This window comes from Ectobacillus sp. OTK (genome assembly GCF_059698935.1).
In genome coordinates this window covers 20,925-36,148 of sequence record NZ_AP048548.1, presented here as the reverse complement: position 1 = coordinate 36,148, position 15,224 = coordinate 20,925, and the positions used below count along the sequence as shown (strand labels likewise).

At 36.5% G+C, this 15,224-nt stretch carries 17 protein-coding genes and 1 pseudogene; 5 read left to right on the top strand and 13 right to left on the bottom strand.

The genetic code is table 11. The annotated features are described in order from the left end of the window. Positions 1-7: 7 nt before the first annotated feature. From AC6HZ4_RS27380 to AC6HZ4_RS27365, 4 genes are read left to right on the top strand one after another with little or no spacing between them, the layout of a single operon-like run. A complete protein-coding gene (locus AC6HZ4_RS27380; protein ID WP_497495961.1) occupies positions 8-1,057 on the top strand; it encodes a bifunctional lytic transglycosylase/C40 family peptidase in 1,050 nt (349 codons plus the stop codon). Between the two features lie 15 nt (positions 1,058-1,072). Further along, positions 1,073-1,600, top strand: a complete 528-nt coding sequence (locus tag AC6HZ4_RS27375; RefSeq protein WP_497495960.1) for a YddI family membrane protein — start codon at positions 1,073-1,075, stop codon at positions 1,598-1,600. A 38-nt stretch (positions 1,601-1,638) separates the two neighbouring features. After that, positions 1,639-2,739: a conjugal transfer protein TrbL family protein gene (locus AC6HZ4_RS27370; protein ID WP_497495959.1), complete on the top strand. Its 1,101-nt coding sequence runs from the start codon at positions 1,639-1,641 to the stop codon at positions 2,737-2,739. A gap of 57 nt (positions 2,740-2,796) precedes the next feature. Continuing rightward, a complete protein-coding gene (locus AC6HZ4_RS27365; RefSeq protein ID WP_497495958.1) occupies positions 2,797-3,120 on the top strand; it encodes a membrane lipoprotein lipid attachment site-containing protein in 324 nt (107 codons plus the stop codon). 364 nt (positions 3,121-3,484) lie between these two features. On the opposite strand, the gene AC6HZ4_RS27360 is transcribed toward AC6HZ4_RS27365, so the two are convergent. The 5 genes and pseudogenes from AC6HZ4_RS27360 to AC6HZ4_RS27340 form a co-directional block, all read right to left on the bottom strand. Further along, on the bottom strand, positions 3,485-5,686 hold the full coding sequence (locus AC6HZ4_RS27360; RefSeq protein WP_497495957.1) for a type IA DNA topoisomerase: 2,202 nt from the start codon (positions 5,684-5,686) through the stop codon (positions 3,485-3,487). A gap of 145 nt (positions 5,687-5,831) precedes the next feature. Beyond that, complete coding sequence (locus tag AC6HZ4_RS27355; protein ID WP_497495956.1) at positions 5,832-6,230, bottom strand: hypothetical protein; 399 nt, start codon at positions 6,228-6,230, stop codon at positions 5,832-5,834. 6 nt (positions 6,231-6,236) lie between these two features. After that, entirely contained in the window at positions 6,237-6,968 is a 732-nt protein-coding gene (locus AC6HZ4_RS27350; RefSeq protein ID WP_497495955.1) for a hypothetical protein, read from the bottom strand. 313 nt (positions 6,969-7,281) lie between these two features. Next, positions 7,282-7,497 (bottom strand): annotated as a pseudogene (locus AC6HZ4_RS27345) (DUF771 domain-containing protein); the annotation flags it as partial. A gap of 288 nt (positions 7,498-7,785) precedes the next feature. Next, positions 7,786-7,998, bottom strand: coding sequence for a hypothetical protein (locus tag AC6HZ4_RS27340; protein WP_497495954.1), 213 nt, complete (start codon positions 7,996-7,998; stop codon positions 7,786-7,788). A 607-nt stretch (positions 7,999-8,605) separates the two neighbouring features. Between AC6HZ4_RS27340 and AC6HZ4_RS27335 the strand changes: the two genes are divergently transcribed. After that, entirely contained in the window at positions 8,606-9,250 is a 645-nt protein-coding gene (locus tag AC6HZ4_RS27335; protein ID WP_497495953.1) for a helix-turn-helix domain-containing protein, read from the top strand. A gap of 472 nt (positions 9,251-9,722) precedes the next feature. On the opposite strand, the gene AC6HZ4_RS27330 is transcribed toward AC6HZ4_RS27335, so the two are convergent. The 8 genes from AC6HZ4_RS27330 to AC6HZ4_RS27295 all read right to left on the bottom strand — a co-directional run bounded on the left by AC6HZ4_RS27330 (position 9,723) and on the right by AC6HZ4_RS27295 (position 14,417). After that, the gene (locus tag AC6HZ4_RS27330; RefSeq protein ID WP_497495952.1) at positions 9,723-10,199 is read right to left on the bottom strand and encodes a hypothetical protein; all 477 of its coding nucleotides are present in this window, start codon (positions 10,197-10,199) and stop codon (positions 9,723-9,725) included. 35 nt (positions 10,200-10,234) lie between these two features. Continuing rightward, positions 10,235-10,519 (bottom strand): hypothetical protein, encoded by a 285-nt coding sequence (locus AC6HZ4_RS27325; RefSeq protein WP_497495951.1) that lies wholly within the window; start codon positions 10,517-10,519, stop codon positions 10,235-10,237. Between the two features lie 2 nt (positions 10,520-10,521). Then, positions 10,522-10,827: a hypothetical protein gene (locus AC6HZ4_RS27320; RefSeq protein WP_497495950.1), complete on the bottom strand. Its 306-nt coding sequence runs from the start codon at positions 10,825-10,827 to the stop codon at positions 10,522-10,524. Between the two features lie 134 nt (positions 10,828-10,961). Then, positions 10,962-11,615, bottom strand: coding sequence for a CHC2 zinc finger domain-containing protein (locus AC6HZ4_RS27315; RefSeq protein ID WP_497495949.1), 654 nt, complete (start codon positions 11,613-11,615; stop codon positions 10,962-10,964). Positions 11,616-12,129: 514 nt separating this feature from the next. Beyond that, complete coding sequence (locus AC6HZ4_RS27310; RefSeq protein ID WP_497495948.1) at positions 12,130-12,672, bottom strand: hypothetical protein; 543 nt, start codon at positions 12,670-12,672, stop codon at positions 12,130-12,132. Next, positions 12,669-13,040: a hypothetical protein gene (locus AC6HZ4_RS27305; RefSeq protein WP_497495947.1), complete on the bottom strand. Its 372-nt coding sequence runs from the start codon at positions 13,038-13,040 to the stop codon at positions 12,669-12,671. The genes AC6HZ4_RS27310 and AC6HZ4_RS27305 overlap by 4 nt, the downstream gene beginning before the upstream one ends. Positions 13,041-13,117: 77 nt before the next feature. Further along, positions 13,118-13,477 carry a hypothetical protein gene (locus tag AC6HZ4_RS27300; protein ID WP_497495946.1) on the bottom strand — a complete coding sequence of 120 codons (360 nt, stop codon included), beginning with the start codon at positions 13,475-13,477 and terminating at the stop codon, positions 13,118-13,120. Between the two features lie 109 nt (positions 13,478-13,586). Continuing rightward, positions 13,587-14,417, bottom strand: coding sequence for an ArdC-like ssDNA-binding domain-containing protein (locus AC6HZ4_RS27295; protein ID WP_497495945.1), 831 nt, complete (start codon positions 14,415-14,417; stop codon positions 13,587-13,589). Between the last annotated feature and the right edge of the window lie 807 nt (positions 14,418-15,224).

Here is a 15,224-nt window from a genome sequence, read left to right as displayed (position 1 = left end):
GTTGCTTATGTCAGTCGCAACAGCAGCATTTCTTTATCGTAATCGTAAGGTCATTATCGGTTCAGTACTTGGTCTATTTGCAGTTATGATTCTATTATCTTCGGGTGGACTCTTAATACACCCCCCCTCTTCTCCTGGTGGAGGATTTGGGAATTCAGACATTCCTCCAGAGGTGGAGCGATGGGAACCAGCTGTTCGACAATATGCCGTAGAGTTTGGCGTAGAAGCTTTTGTTCCCGTAATGCTTGCCCTTATGACTCAAGAATCAGGTGGGCGAGGAAATGATCCAATGCAGTCTTCAGAGGGGGCGTTTAACACAAAATACTGCAAACAACCCAATTGTATACAAGATCCTATGTACAGTATTTGGTGTGGTGTACAAGAGTTTAAAGCTGCTCTACAACGGGCGAACGTCACAAGCCCTGCTGATACGGATGGTATTAAACTTGTTCTACAGGGCTATAATTTCGGGCCCGGATTTATAGATTATGTATCTAGAAATGGTGGTAAATATACACTCGATTTAGCAAAAGCATTTTCAGCTATGATGACACAGAAGTTAGGGTGGGGCTGCTCATCTTGGCAAGAGTCGCCCTTCTGCTACGGCGACGTCGGCTATGTTGAGCATGTTTGGCGCTATCTTTCTGTTTCCGTAGGTGATATTGGAGGTGGGAGTGCTCTTGGTGATGATGTATTTCAAAGGATCATGGCTGAGGCTTTGAAGTATCAGGGATGGCCGTATCAATGGGCTGGTGATAATCCGACTGTAGGATTTGATTGTTCTGGATTAACGTCCTATGTGTACCGTGTAGCAGGCGGTATATCACTACCTCGAACTGCACAAGAACAATACGAGGCGACTACACGGATAAATGAAGCAGACTTGAAACCTGGGGATCTTATATTCTTTCATACTGCTGACTATAACTACGTGACGCACGTTGGAATTTTCCTTGGAGGTAATAGAATGTATGACAGTAACAATAGCGGTATAGGCTACTCGGAATTGGACAATTACTGGAAACCAAAGATTGTAGCCTATGGTCGAGTGAAATAAGAGGGGTTGAAAAAGATGCGAGTTGGCTTAGTTGCCGGGATTGTATTGGTAGCCTCCCTAGCGCTTAACGGCTACCAATACAATCAAAAGACGGAATTGCAAGATAAGTATACAAAACTTGAAAGTAACTACAATGCTCTTAGAGATAATAAAAAAGAAACTGTTTCACGAACCGTAAAACAGTTTTTAGAAGCTTTGTATAGCTATAAGGATACACCAAATCTCAATAAACTGAAATACATTAGTACGCAAGGTGTACAAAATCAACTGTTTCCGGCCGGATCTGGATCATCTGAATTTAAAGGCGAAACTAAAATTAGTATCAATAGTAACTTACAAGATGTAGTCGTTTTTCATCAACCGGCAGAAGAAAGAGATAATCTAGCAAAGGTACTAGTGAAATTTGAACAAGTAATGATTGTGAATGGTGTAAAAAGCGAAACCCCAAACATTGCAGATATAGAATTGACATATGAAAATGGGGTGTGGAGGGTGAGTAAATTTTCATCCTTACAACAGTTAGAAAAATTCAAAGGAGCATAAGACTTGCTGCTCTTCATAAAGAGAGGATGGGAAGTAACGTGAATGAATCATTCAAAAATATATTTAAAAAAGTGGAACACGTTTTTTCTCTGGCTGGTAAGGTAATAACTCCTTTTACTAAAAATGTCGCTGGACTTAAAAGATTAATTGTAGTCCTAGGAATTATATTTATAGCCCTACTAAATTCCGGTCTTGGACAACGAGATGCTTATGCTGAAAATGAAAATAACCAACCGCAAGAAGTACAGCCCTATAATCAACCTGAGAAATTAGGAGACTTAGATTGTGGGCTGACCGATGTTGGCTGCCATATTACGAACTACTTCGCAAACCTAGCACAAGGAATTATTAATCAAGCAATCAAGCTTTTAGATAACTTCGCTATCGATCCAAGTAAAATCATAAACGATACAGAAATTAGTGGGGCATATGAAGGAGTAAAGAAGCTAGCTTGGGCACTCGTACTCTTATTTTTCATCTACCAATTGTTACGTGTTCTTGTAATGGCAAATGAAGATCCAACAGAAACAAAACGAATAGTAGTTAAATTAATCCTTACAACTCTTATTGCAGGAAACTTGACTACCATCTTTGAGTATATGTTATTGTTTGGTAAATGGTCTGTCGAAGACATTACAAGCAGTGGTGTTCCTCTAGAGAACTTTATTCCAACCGAAAGTCTAAGCCAGTACAAAGATATGCTATCAACAGCCATGGTGCTCGCATTAGTATTACTAGGGCTAGGCGTTTGTTTAATCTTACTCGGTCTGCAGTTCTTGATTCGTTTCGGTGAGTTAATTGTAGCATTTATTCTTGGTCCAATTGCTGTCATGACAAATTTAAATGATGAGTTTAATTTCTTTTCAGCGTGGCTGAGATTTTTAATTTCACTGGTGGTAACGCAAGTCATTCAGATTTTGTTATTGGTACTGACGATACGTATTTCAACAGCAATTAAGCTGTCAGACTTCTCAAATGCAATGACAACTATTGCTTTAATTCTAGTTATTTTAAAAATGCCAGGCATCGTTCAAAGTTTTGTATATTCCAGCGGTGTTGGTCGCGCAGCAGTTGGTACAACAGCCGGAGTTTTCACTACAGCTGTAAAACATGTGATTCGCAGGAAGATTGCAGGTTAATGTCCATGACATTAACCTTTCTCTATACATAAAATAAATTGAAAGGAGTGCAAGATTTTGAAAAAGTTTATATTTACAGCAGTTATGGTCTTCTTACTAGCTGCTTGTGGTTCTAACAATGAAATACAGGGAGTTTGGAAAATGGGCAAGTATGATGGTGGTTGTGCCTACAACGAATTTGAATTTATGGACGGGGAAAACTTCTCTGCCGTTTCTAGAAATGGTAACAATGAAAGCGGGACTTATGAGAAAATAGAGGATAATAAATATAAACTTGATTTTGGAATTGAATCTGTAACATATGAGATTAAGCAATCTGGTGATACGCTAGAAATGAAGAAACAAGGCAGAGACAATGTTTGTGTCTTTAATAAAGAATAAGCATAAGTAAGCCCAGTATCATAAATGAATACTGGGCTTCTTAAGTAAATTTATACTTATAGAACAAAAATAAGAAGAATATGGATTGATACACAAATACCAGGAACATTATACGGAACAAAAGACTCATAAATCCTCCTTTGATCCTCAATTTTCTTTCTAAGGTCTTAAATCCTCCCCTAACTAGTTTGACTGTAAGATAGATGACTGCGAACGTCACAGCGAACATAACGAGCGTAAATAAGATATATGCCACTGGAGCTACAAAATCTAAAATATCATATAGTCCTTTCACTGTTATCACCTCCTTTATTTTTTGAGCTAGGATTTCGCTGGATAAGCAAAATCCTAGCTTTATTATATGTTATGCTTTTTTACGTGTTCCTTTAAATTCGATCTTTTTAACTACAGGAAATTCAAATGTAACTTTATTATCCTTCAAAACTAGGTAAGCATCAAACTCTTTTCCACTTTTTGGACTCTTTAATCCTTTAATTAATCCGGTTTTTTTACCGGATATAAGCTTTCCGGCATTGGCTTCACTTATTTTTTTTCCTAGAATTTCTTTTGTTAAAGTAAACTTACATCCGTCTTTATAACCGGTACAGCCATAGAAATTTTTCCGATCTTTAATATTACCTTTCTTACAGTTCGGGCATACGCCTAATCCTTGATGTTCTTTCTCCTGTTCTTGCTTTATATTTTCTAAATACGCATCTAGATTCCATTTACTACGACTTTCCAAGGCTTGTTTGATTAAAACTCTAGTTAAGTCTTTTGACTTCTCTACAAAGGCCTGAGACATGTTAAAAGCTTTATCTGGAGTGGTACCTATCTTTCGGAGAACACTTTCCCATTTTGCTGTCATTTCTGCACTCTCCAGAACAGTACCGCGCACAGCTTCTACTAATATTTTTCCTTTATCAGTTACATACACTATATTCTTGTTTACAGAGATATAACCCCTCGTTTTTAAGGTCTGAATGATTCCAGCTCTTGTAGCTGGAGTACCGATGGATAAATCCCCTAATTTAATGTCTATTTCGTCTGAAGATTCTATTTGACGACCGGCAGTTTCCATCAAAGATATAAGTTGTCCTTCTGTGTATGGTCGCTTCGGCTTTGTCAAACTTTCTTTTATTTGGATTTCTTTATTTTGTACTTCATCTCCCTTATCGATCGATGGAATAGTTTGATTTTCCTCCTTATCATCTTCGGGATCTTCAGTTCGACTCCCTCCATAAACTTTCTTCCATCCTTCTTCCACAATTTCTCTACCTGTTGTTTTAAACTCATAGCCTTCTACATGTGTAAGAAGAGTCGTTTGGTTGTATTTGAAGTTTTCATGATGAATTGCTAAAAAGCTTTTAACAATCGTATCATATACGTTCCATTCATCTTGGGTAAGTTGTTGAATATTTGGCAGCTGTTCAGTTGGAATTATCGCAAAATGATCCTCTACTTTAGATGCATCTACATAACGCTTATTACTAGAAATTTCGGCAAACTGTACAAGATGGCTATATTGATCTAGTTTTTTTAGACTTTCTAATATAATTGGGAATTGCTCTGCTTCAGCTGGTGTAACATGACGACTCGCGGTACGTGGATAGCTAACTATACCACGCTCGTAAAGTTTCTGTACTAGGTCTAATACTTGTTGAGGAGAATACTTATATTTTTTATTAAGGTCAGTTTGAAGAGTTGACAGACTATGAAGCATTGGTGGCTGCGTTTGCTTTAACTCTGTTACCTTATCTTTAATAGTTGCCCTCTTTCCAGTTAAAGCAGCAACAATCTCCTGGGCTTTTTCCTTCTCTAAAAATCGGTTACTAGTATCGTTTTGCAGTTTACCTTCATATGGTTGATTATTGGAAATAAATGTTCCGAAAATCTCCCAATATGGAGTTGGCTTAAAAGTATTAATCTCCTCCCAACGCTTATTAATCATACAAAGAACTGGCGTTTGAACGCGTCCACTAGAAAAAACATCTCTAATTCCCTTTTCACGCATCAAGATTGTATATAGTCGGCTTGTCGATAGTCCTACAATCCAATCACTATGCGATCTAGCGATTGCTTCAGCATAATATTTCTCTGTCGATTTTCCATCCTTTAAGCTACGAAACGCCTCTTTGATCGCACTCTCAGTAAGAGAAGCACACCAAAGCCTCTTTATGTCCTTCCCTTTACAACCGCTTAAATTAATAATTAACCTTGCGATTAGTTCACCCTCGCGCGCTGGATCTGTGGCAATGATAATACTATTAGCTTCTTTCAGCTTATCTCGAACAATTCTAAAATGGCTTGCTTTATCCTTTATGACCTCGTATTTGAATGAATCTGGAATGATAGGTAACGTTTCAAGCTTCCACTCCTTCCACTCGTCTTTATAAGTCTCTGGAGGTACCAATTGTACTAAATGGCCGATAGCCCATACAACAACACCTCTTCCTCCTGGAAATGACGAATCTTCAATCTCGATGTGAGTTTTACAATTCTTATGCTTATATGGCGCTGCTAACTTTCTAGCTTGATCTGGCTTCTCTGCTAATACACAATACATATTCTCCCCCCTAAAATTAAGGTTTTTTATATTATAAATTATACCATTTTTATATTATTTATATACAGTTTTGGTGTAAATTTTTGGGATTAATTGCACAAAAAAGAGGCGAGTAACTTTTATACTACTTTGCCTCCCTTTTAAGCTATACTTCGTTTTGTTTCTCAAATTTTTTAAGTTTTTGCTCACGCTCTTGGATCTCACGCCGCAGTTGTTCAATCGTCTTTTGCTTAAGATGCTTAAGTAATTGTCGTAGCATATCTCGAAATACCATATTCGTTGAGACATTTTCCCCAGCTTCTCTTGCAATATTTTCTAATTTTTTGATTACGTTAGGATCAAGGTTAACAGCTCTAGCGACTAAAAGATTAGACGGAATACGCAAGCTGTCTAATGGACTAGTTATGCTTTCGTATTGTTCGTTTACAAAACTCTCGATTTCAGAACGTAACTTTCTTGCGCCCAATATAAATTTATTAACCTCTGCCATCACATCTTCTTCTACATAAAACTGTGTGATAATATAAGGTCTTTCAGCTGACATAAAGAATCATCCTTCCCGTTCCAGCTCTGCAAGAATAGCTTTTCTAGCTGCAATTTCATTTTCTAGCTGCTCTTCTGTCGGATTATGTTCGAGTAAATAATCACGTAATTGCCGTAACACTTCTCGGAAAATGATTTGCACAGAAATCCCCTTAACTTTATGTTCTGCAGTAGCTCGTTTTTTCTCTTCATCTAGTTTAACGAGAATATCTTTATTGATATTTATACGATATTGCTGTAACTCATCAGACTTCATCTTGAGAGAATCAATCGGACTTTTTACTGACTCAAAATGATTTTGAATAAAATCTTCAATTTCATGAGTGAGAATTTTACCCTTTGTTAGTTCTTTTACTTTGTCTAGGACATCTTCTTCTACATAAAATATTTTTCCAACTCTTTCATTATCCTTTTTAAATTTCCCTTCATCTTCAGCAGCTTTTTCTAATATAGCTTCAACAACTTGGGAACGATTAATAGCTTTTTTACTCTTTGCTGAATAGATAGCAACAAGATCATTGAGCATTTCACTTGAAGAGTTGTCTAGATTCAGTTTATAAACTGTGATATTATCACGGTTTTCTCTAATATAAAGATCATGATTCTTATGTGCGTTAGCTAAAACCTCGCGAATAACACGACTTCTGGAGTATGCAGGGTAATTATTTTGGAACTTCTCTATAATATCTTGATTAATCGAAAACAAATATTGACTTTGATTGTATTTATTCTCCGTCATCGGAACACCTCGACCCCTTTTATTATCTATCTAAAGCGAAATTATTTTTAATATTATTCATGTTTTTTGTTTATATTATACCAAAAATATCTAAAACAGTAAATTAGTAATAGTTACGTATTATTTATAAAAAGCTCTGTTAAACTTCATTGTTGGTTTTTTGTGAAAGAAAAAAGCCGATGTTTTTACATCGACTCTTTTGACTTCGCTCTTCAACTCAAGCACCCCGTTAAATAAGAAAAGGGACGCTTATTCCACAATCACGCCCGATTGCGGAATAAGCAACAGGCCATTAATCCATAAAATCATCGTTTCACGATTTAAAAATACGGCTAAAATCCTTATCGAGAAATTCTGCCATTTTCACTGCGTGAAAGGTCCAAACTTGTCCTTTTGTGTTGGGATAGAAAACAAATCCACCATTTTCACAATCAAGAATTTTTCTGAAACTTGATGGATATAGTATATTTTCTTTTATCCATTCGCTTTTACAGCGTAAGCGTTTTTCCAAATCCTTCATATTCCAATATACACCAGCAAGTTCTTATTTCTTAAGTTCCTCAAATTCAACTTTAATTATGATTATTAACTCTTTGGGAATCTGGGTTGATACGGTAACATTTAGCTGTTGATTCAATAAGATGATTTAGCTTCTTTCTACAGTTAATACAAGGAATAACTAATTCCATATTTTAGCTAAATGCTCTCGTTTTATATATAAATTAAACGTAACGCCTCACTATTGGTTTTTATGAAAGCCGTGAGGCGTGTTATTGTATCAAAATTTACTCAGAGTAGGTAATAATATGTTTATAGATTATACTTCTACCTCTTCAACAACAAAATCGATATCATCTGGACTGCCGAATGGTCTTCCAGCAAGCTCCAATACTTCTGCACCGGTAGCGTAATTTAAACTGCATTCGATGCTATATTCTTCAGCATCTGCATAGGTGTCAAACTTTTCATCATCGGTATCCAATACTTCACCTGAATATTTGTCAATCATTTTTACAATGTACTTTATCATAGCTTTTCAACCTCCAAAAATATTCATGCGCATAACTTGGAATAATCATCGACCCATGTCTGATGAGCTCCAAGTATAATTCCGCTTTTATTGCCGAGTCTAACTTTTCAGAAGATGCTTTCCAACCCTCTGGGAGATTTCGAATTTGTTTGCTAACATCAATAACTCTTCCATTGGACGGAATGCTACTACCATTTTCAATGGCTTCGCTAACATGAGGAATGATATCATCATTTACTTTCTCGCCTTTCTTTAATAAGGTTAGTTACATAATGGCCCCTAAATGAATTCCGATTTATTGCAGTCAAAACAGCTCCAGCTATTGAAGTAATAGTAACACCAGTGATGATAATTTCAGCCTTGTGCTCCTTGACCTTTTCAAAGAAACTTTTTTTCTTTTGAATTGTTGACCTACCCTCAGCATAAATCGTTTTATCCTTTCATATATTTCCTCCCTTTTTCTTAAACTGCTCCTTGGTTGTTTCGTTTATCTATCTTTCTGTAAATGGAGATCTTCTAGACACATCTTCATTAAACATCATATCTATAGGTACTTCAAGTAATAGAAATGGGTTATAATACGCTATATAAGGAGTGATATTATCCCATGAACGACATAATAAATAAAAATCAGCGTTGCTGGAATGAGAGGCTAAAAAAATGTATTCAGGACAACGGATACACACAAGAGTCATTTGCATGTGGTTTAAATAATATGTACAATACTCAGTTCACTCAAAAAACCATTAGCAGATGGGTGAATTTGGGTGATGCCAAAAATGGAATAAAATATTTTCCGGATTTTGAAAATATGGTTTTAGTCGCTGATTTTTTAGGTGTAGATGTTGGCTATCTCACTGGTGAAACCGATGAAGATTCGTTTTCATTAGAGAAAACGTGTTCTTATGTGGGCTTGAATGGCGAATCTATAAAAGCCCTAAGAGGAATTACACATCCTGAAAATGAAGCCAACTACATGAGGAAAGATATGCGAGAATCTATTAACAAGTTTCTTTCGGCAGAGGGATTCCCTAATTTTTTTCATTGTCTATTCGACCTTTACCTTATATCTATATCACCACATCGAACAGAGAAACGCGAATTTGAAAACAAAGATAGTGCACTTGACTACATGCGTAAGTCAGAGTACGCTGGGAAAATTGCACGGTATGAATTGAATGAAGCTCTGATACTGCTAATTAATGAAATATATCCCAAGCCATCTTTATCAGATCTGTCTAATAAAGAATGAATATAAATGATACCCGGTTCACACCTAAGGATGGCACGGAAATAAAAGCATAGAGCAGGCAGGAAGAAACCCTACCATTCCTTTTTTAGACTATAGCTTTTTTCACTTTTGACTTTATAAAATGACACCGCTATAACGCTGATTCTTACTTTAATTCGTGAACCAGTATCAAGGATTTGAATACTCAACAGTTTTTAACCTATTCTTTTTAAACTATCCCGTTCGTATTATAAGGTTAGTTTAAGTAATAATTTTTACAATCTCTTCATTCCATAAAATTTTTCTAATACATGTTTTTCAACAACTTGGCCCAAACATGAAATGAGCGCAATCATCGATAATTGCGCCCGATTGTTGAACAAGTTAAAAATTTTTTCTTCAACTAACCTGCCAGTTTAACAAGAAAATCAACAGCATTCTTTAACGAAGCCTTATACAAAAACCGTGAGATCATCTCACGGCTCTTGTATAACTATTTACTAGCTGCTTGTTTTGCACTTCTCATACTTTGTTGCTGGTTCTTTGTGATTAACTCCAATTTCTCTCTTAATAATTTATCAGTAATACGAGCTGGGAAGTACCCTTCACGGTCGATTAACACATTCTCGATCACATTTTGTCTTCGAGTCCAATAATCATACAAACTAGAGGATGAACGCTTTTCTTCAGCACTCCCTATTTTATTTGCTTCTCCTAATTGCTTATACAAAACATGTCTCTGATTTCGTACTAAACGTAGCAATAAATATAAGTCATAAGTGTGGAATGTGTCTAAGACACTGACTGGACATTCTGCATCGTTTAAATTCACCGACTGTTTAAGCTCCCTCCTCTGATATCGTGCACCTTCTAGAACAACAATAGGAAAACCGGTAAGTTCATTGTAAAGGGAGCTGCCACAGAAATTGCAATGCTTCTCTATAGGGTAATTTCTTCTATCTACTTTCATGCTAGTATTACACATTGAACAATAATGCATTTGGTTCACTCCTTCATTTTCTTTCTCTTGATGTTCTCCAGCTCTGTTTTAAACTGTCTAGCAAGCTTGTAATTAAGTGGCAAAATTTTGAAACTGCTTATCCCTCGCTTTTCATATACTTCGATGATAATTCCTTTTATAGTAAGTTCCTGTATGTATTTGTTATTACTATAAGCCCTAAATACGTAATCTTTAGACTGCAAGAAGGCCCGTGCCAGCATCACTTTTGCTGGCCGGGAGAGATCTTGAATGATTGCTTGCATTTCATTGTCAGAAAACAGATTACTCATATTTAACGAAAACACCCCCGTTCATTAAATTGCACCTGCTGGATGGGAATAAGGAATAGAATTTCCACAAACATATCATTCTCCGCACTTAGAAAGTATTCAAAACTCCGTTCCTCACCGTCTTCCTCTTCCTCTATCTGCACAAATGTTTCCGTCTGATACTGAGATAATTTTACAATTCCCTGCATGATAAGGGCTTGAACAAAGCTCCAAGCCGATAAAAAATCTAAAAATTCTCTTATGCTTTTTTGAGATTGCCCTTTCCACTCATATGAATAGGATACGATAAATGGCTTCACAGCTTTCATATTCCTCTCTCCTTTGTTTTTATAGTTTTCCAGAGTTTTACTACTCCCTTGGTTTACAAACAAAATTCGAGGCGTTCAGTATCTTGGAATTCATATTTAAAATATACTAATTATATATAATTTAATCGAAAGGTTTATTCTTGCATCATATTTTTTAATACTGGAAGCAACTTTTTTTCTATCCAGTTGTTGATTTCTTCAACATTTCGTATTCTGAGTTGCGTGTGTTTGGGATTCGTTTCGTCCATAAGATCCATATAACAATTGGTTACAAGTAAATAATCATGATAATATCCCTTAGATTCTATCTCTTCAATTGTTTTAAAAGCTTTAACTTCTTCCTCGAATAAACTTTTCATTCTCTGTAAACAGTCATAAGTAGTCTTTTCACGAACTCTAAACTTTTGCCACTCCTCTTTACGAGCCACAAGATTAGCAAGTTGACTGCGAATTGCATCATCAGAAGCTTTAATCAGATTAAAGTCTTCGGCTATTTTGTAGGCTGCGCGTGCTAGGGATACCTTTTCGTATTTTGCAACAAAGTTGATAACATCACCGTATTCTCCACATCCAAAACATTTATATTTACCTTGTCTAAAGTAAATCGCAAACGATGGAGTATTTTCAGTATGAAAAGGGCAACAAGACATTATCACTTTCCCAGATCTCTTAGCAACTTTTATTCCAGCATAATGAGATGCTACATCCTCGACAGAAACGGACATTTTAACAAGTTCGATAACCTCACTTACTGTTAAATTACTTTTAAGTTTACGAGTAGGCAACACACTAACCATCCCCTTTGATTAGACGTATTGGTTATATTAAAAGTCCACTATCAGCGATTTTTTTCTGTTTTAAATATAATTAAATTATACTAAATATATATTATTTTGTAAAGTTATTTATGATACTTTTGGTATAATAAATGTGATAAGAATCATAAAAGTGACAATAATTAATTACATTTAGTTAACCAAAAAAATAGGCTCACGATCTGATCGCAAGCCACTTATAACCGATTTTAAATATTTTGAATCTAAAAGCATTGTAGATTATTAATGATTTCCTCTGGAAATAGTAACTATTCTATTACATTAAAAAATCAAATAACGTAAAGTTTTTCTTCCTTGCCCTTCGGAACAATTATGCGCTTTTCTTGCTCTTGATACATTTAGTTCCTCTCCTTTACTTTTGATTTTTCTAGTATACAATCAAATTACGATTTAATTCAGGTTTTGTTATAGATTAAGCAGCTTTATTAGTTTTCATGCTTAAATTCCCTACAAAATCAGGTATCGGTTAAAAGAAAGACAACTGGCCATTTTCCCTTTCAATTAGCCCAATAGGATTCTCCTTTGACATGACTTCAGAATCTTCAGGTGCGCTTTGCTCTGCTTCCTGCTGTTCTTCTTGGTCCTCAGCAACCTTTTCGATAATCGCTTTGTCGTTATAAAGATGAATATCCCTAAATACTGAAATCGGAAAGCAGCCTATAAATCGCTCAAAATCCTTTTCTATCTCATACACATAACAATGACTAGGGCAATTCTCTTGTACTCTACCCCATGTATACAAGACCGGACCAAGTACATATACTATTCCTTTCTTCAACCGTATACCGTCCATTTCACTTGTACCTATGAACCTATCCTCTTTTGTTCGAAACTCTAATGCTGTCTCCTTCATCAAGTCAAAATACCTTGCTTGATAGCAGCCGAAATGTGCATCAACATTATTAAACCGGCTGACATAGTAATGATTGGGTCCAGCAGGAAAAAGGAAATATTCCTGACCGATCTGTAATGTGGAGGTATCCCCTACGCTTATACATCTCACTTTCATGGCTTCATCTTCTCAAGCTTGTTCATCCGAATATCTTTCATACCTTTGCTGTTTCCTATCAACAAGCACTGCTCATCAACATAAAAGAAGGCATAGTATATATCTCCAGCTGTAAAATCATCAGGACTAAATAATATCAGTCCCTCCGTTCTACCTACATAGCGAAGATAATGTCCTTCCTGCATTTCAAACATAGTCCGCTTCTTTTCACCTAACTGTCTGATAAATTCCCCTGGCTTAATGACTCCATCACCTAATTTACCAGGAGAAGTCATTATTTCATCACTTGGCACTTTAGCATACATGGCGCCAGCTGTATAAAAAGTTCGTTCGTAATCGAGAGATTCAAACAGTGATATTTGATTCATAATTCCCCCTCTTTCGAGATAGATTTTTTAGTTAGGTTATAACTCTAACCACATAATCATTGTTGTATAATTAAACTTCACCCTTTTTTGTATGCTACAAGGTCAGCAGTGTACGCTTTATGTTTCTCCCAAAACTCTTTTAATGTCCACTCAGCAAAGTGCTTCTCTCCTCCATACGTTAAAGAGAGCTTCACCGTCTGTCGCTCTGTCACTTCCATAATGCGTGATGTTGATAGCCACCACCAATAACTAGGTTGTATTTTTACACCATATACTTTACCGATTTGAGGAAGATCCTCGATATAATCAAATACACTTGTTTGCCCAATCGGTGCCTTAAAAGGTTCCTCTTTTTTGGGCTTAGGTTTTCGCTTCTCTTTCACTTTCGAGATTATACAAACCGGTTCTGCTTCTCCGAAAATGTTGATTTGCTCCATATCCCTTCTCCTTTCCGATGAACCTATAAGAATGACCTATTGTAAGCTTTAAAAGTACAGTAATCGTAATCTTCGCCCCTCCTGATTATGCTATCAGGAGGGGCAAACTTTATGCCGTTTGTCCTTGTTGCTCTTGCTTTTGGGATAGCTTACTAGAAATTAAATCTATGATTTGCTCTGAGGTTCCTTTTACCTCTTGCGCAATCTTTAACAGAATTTTAGGATCTTGCGACCATCCTGCGATATATCCAAAGCTGTATTGAGAAGTATCAATTCCGAAGTAATTGAGGACTACAAATGCGATAGACTCAGCCTGCGCCTCACGAATTGGGGCTGTTACCTTTTCGAATTCTCCTCCCTTACGATGTAAAAAAGAATGGGCATATTCATGTACTAATGTTTTAAGTTGATGATCGGCAGCCAAATTTTCCTGAATAGCTATTTCGTGCGTATCTAATTTGTAATATCCGTTTGCTTCTCCAGTATCAGTAAGACTGACAGGACAATCAATAGCATTTACAAGTGTCTCAAATAACAGTCTGCTATTTTCATGTTCAGTAGTAATTCTTTCAACTGGGAGAGCCGGAAGGGGCTTTCCTTCCGTTTGTTGAACGTCAAATACTGAAACCCTCCGAAACCCGTAAATGACTTTTTTCTCCTGTTTGGTCTTTTCATCTTCAACCTTCTTAATGAGTGGAGCCAAGATTTTGATAGCTTTTTCACCTTTTTTTACGTATCTGTCGAGCTTTTTCCATTCTTGAAAGCCTTTGACTAGGCTAGCATCTGGACGCTGCAAGAAAATCATAATTGTATTGTTTAAGCTATAACTACGGAATGTGGAAAGAAATTTTAAATAGTTTGTGTAGTTCTCAGATTCGAAAATTTGTTTAATTCCTTGTTCGAGTTCCTTTGTTATCTCCTGTACTTGGTCCTTTTTCAAAAAGGCTCACTCCTTCAAAATATTGTAGAATCGGTTATTTTATTGAGCAGTTGAGATTTGCCCATTTGTATAATTAGTTGTTTTTCCTCACCCCCTTATAAATAAATTATACCGAATATATATTATTTTGTAAAGTTTTTTAAGATATTTTTGGTATATAAAAAGGTTTTTTCCTCTTTTGTATGTTGATAACTGAAGCCCCCTTGCTTTTGGGAAGAGGCGGCCGGGGGTGTGGGGGGCAGAGCCCCTACATTAGCGTATAGGCATAAGGAGAGAGAGCAACACAATGAACGGATGATCTGGCGGTTCGGCTCGTATAATCGCTCGTGCAAGCCGATAGCCTTAATCTTGCTTTTGGTCGTCGGCTTGGCGAAAGAGCCAAAACGAGCCGAAAAAAATTGTGCAAGGAAACAGAGAAAAAGAAATGGCAACAGCAATTTAGGCGACGATTAAGGAGCCGACTTTTTCTTTGTTGAGGGTGGAGATTTTTTTCGCGAGGTTTGCGAAAAAAATACTACCCGTTCCTTGCAGAATTTTTAGCCTTTAAAGATAGTCATGCTAAGAAATATTATGTTTACCTACCTAGCATTGCAAGGATTTGGGGTGTGGGGGGTTGATTTACGCTCCGACCGGTACGTAAAATGAAGGACAGGAACTCAACAGCTGTAGCATCTTAGATGCGTACAGATGTGAGTTATCGGCCTGAATAGTGCCGGTGCGGTGGCTTAGAGGCTGTTAGGTAGCGTTTTTTACTACCTTACCAGCCACTGCCATGAGCCCTTATGTGGGGGATAGGTAAAAGTGTGA

What these genes read in the sequence shown, in the direction of transcription:
- AC6HZ4_RS27380 (WP_497495961.1), top strand. Translation starts at nt 8, where the DNA reads ATGTCAGTCGCAACAGCAGCATTTCTTTATCGTAATCGTAAGGTCATT.
- AC6HZ4_RS27300 (WP_497495946.1), bottom strand. Translation starts at nt 13,477, where the DNA reads ATGGAGCAAATCAACATTTTCGGAGAAGCAGAACCGGTTTGTATAATC.
- AC6HZ4_RS27340 (WP_497495954.1), bottom strand. Translation starts at nt 7,998, where the DNA reads ATGATAAAGTACATTGTAAAAATGATTGACAAATATTCAGGTGAAGTA.
- AC6HZ4_RS27360 (WP_497495957.1), bottom strand. Translation starts at nt 5,686, where the DNA reads ATGTATTGTGTATTAGCAGAGAAGCCAGATCAAGCTAGAAAGTTAGCA.
- AC6HZ4_RS27320 (WP_497495950.1), bottom strand. Translation starts at nt 10,827, where the DNA reads ATGAAAGCTGTGAAGCCATTTATCGTATCCTATTCATATGAGTGGAAA.
- AC6HZ4_RS27350 (WP_497495955.1), bottom strand. Translation starts at nt 6,968, where the DNA reads ATGACGGAGAATAAATACAATCAAAGTCAATATTTGTTTTCGATTAAT.
- AC6HZ4_RS27310 (WP_497495948.1), bottom strand. Translation starts at nt 12,672, where the DNA reads ATGAAAGTGAGATGTATAAGCGTAGGGGATACCTCCACATTACAGATC.
- AC6HZ4_RS27355 (WP_497495956.1), bottom strand. Translation starts at nt 6,230, where the DNA reads ATGTCAGCTGAAAGACCTTATATTATCACACAGTTTTATGTAGAAGAA.
- AC6HZ4_RS27335 (WP_497495953.1), top strand. Translation starts at nt 8,606, where the DNA reads ATGAACGACATAATAAATAAAAATCAGCGTTGCTGGAATGAGAGGCTA.
- AC6HZ4_RS27325 (WP_497495951.1), bottom strand. Translation starts at nt 10,519, where the DNA reads ATGAGTAATCTGTTTTCTGACAATGAAATGCAAGCAATCATTCAAGAT.
- AC6HZ4_RS27330 (WP_497495952.1), bottom strand. Translation starts at nt 10,199, where the DNA reads ATGAAAGTAGATAGAAGAAATTACCCTATAGAGAAGCATTGCAATTTC.
- AC6HZ4_RS27375 (WP_497495960.1), top strand. Translation starts at nt 1,073, where the DNA reads ATGCGAGTTGGCTTAGTTGCCGGGATTGTATTGGTAGCCTCCCTAGCG.
- AC6HZ4_RS27305 (WP_497495947.1), bottom strand. Translation starts at nt 13,040, where the DNA reads ATGAATCAAATATCACTGTTTGAATCTCTCGATTACGAACGAACTTTT.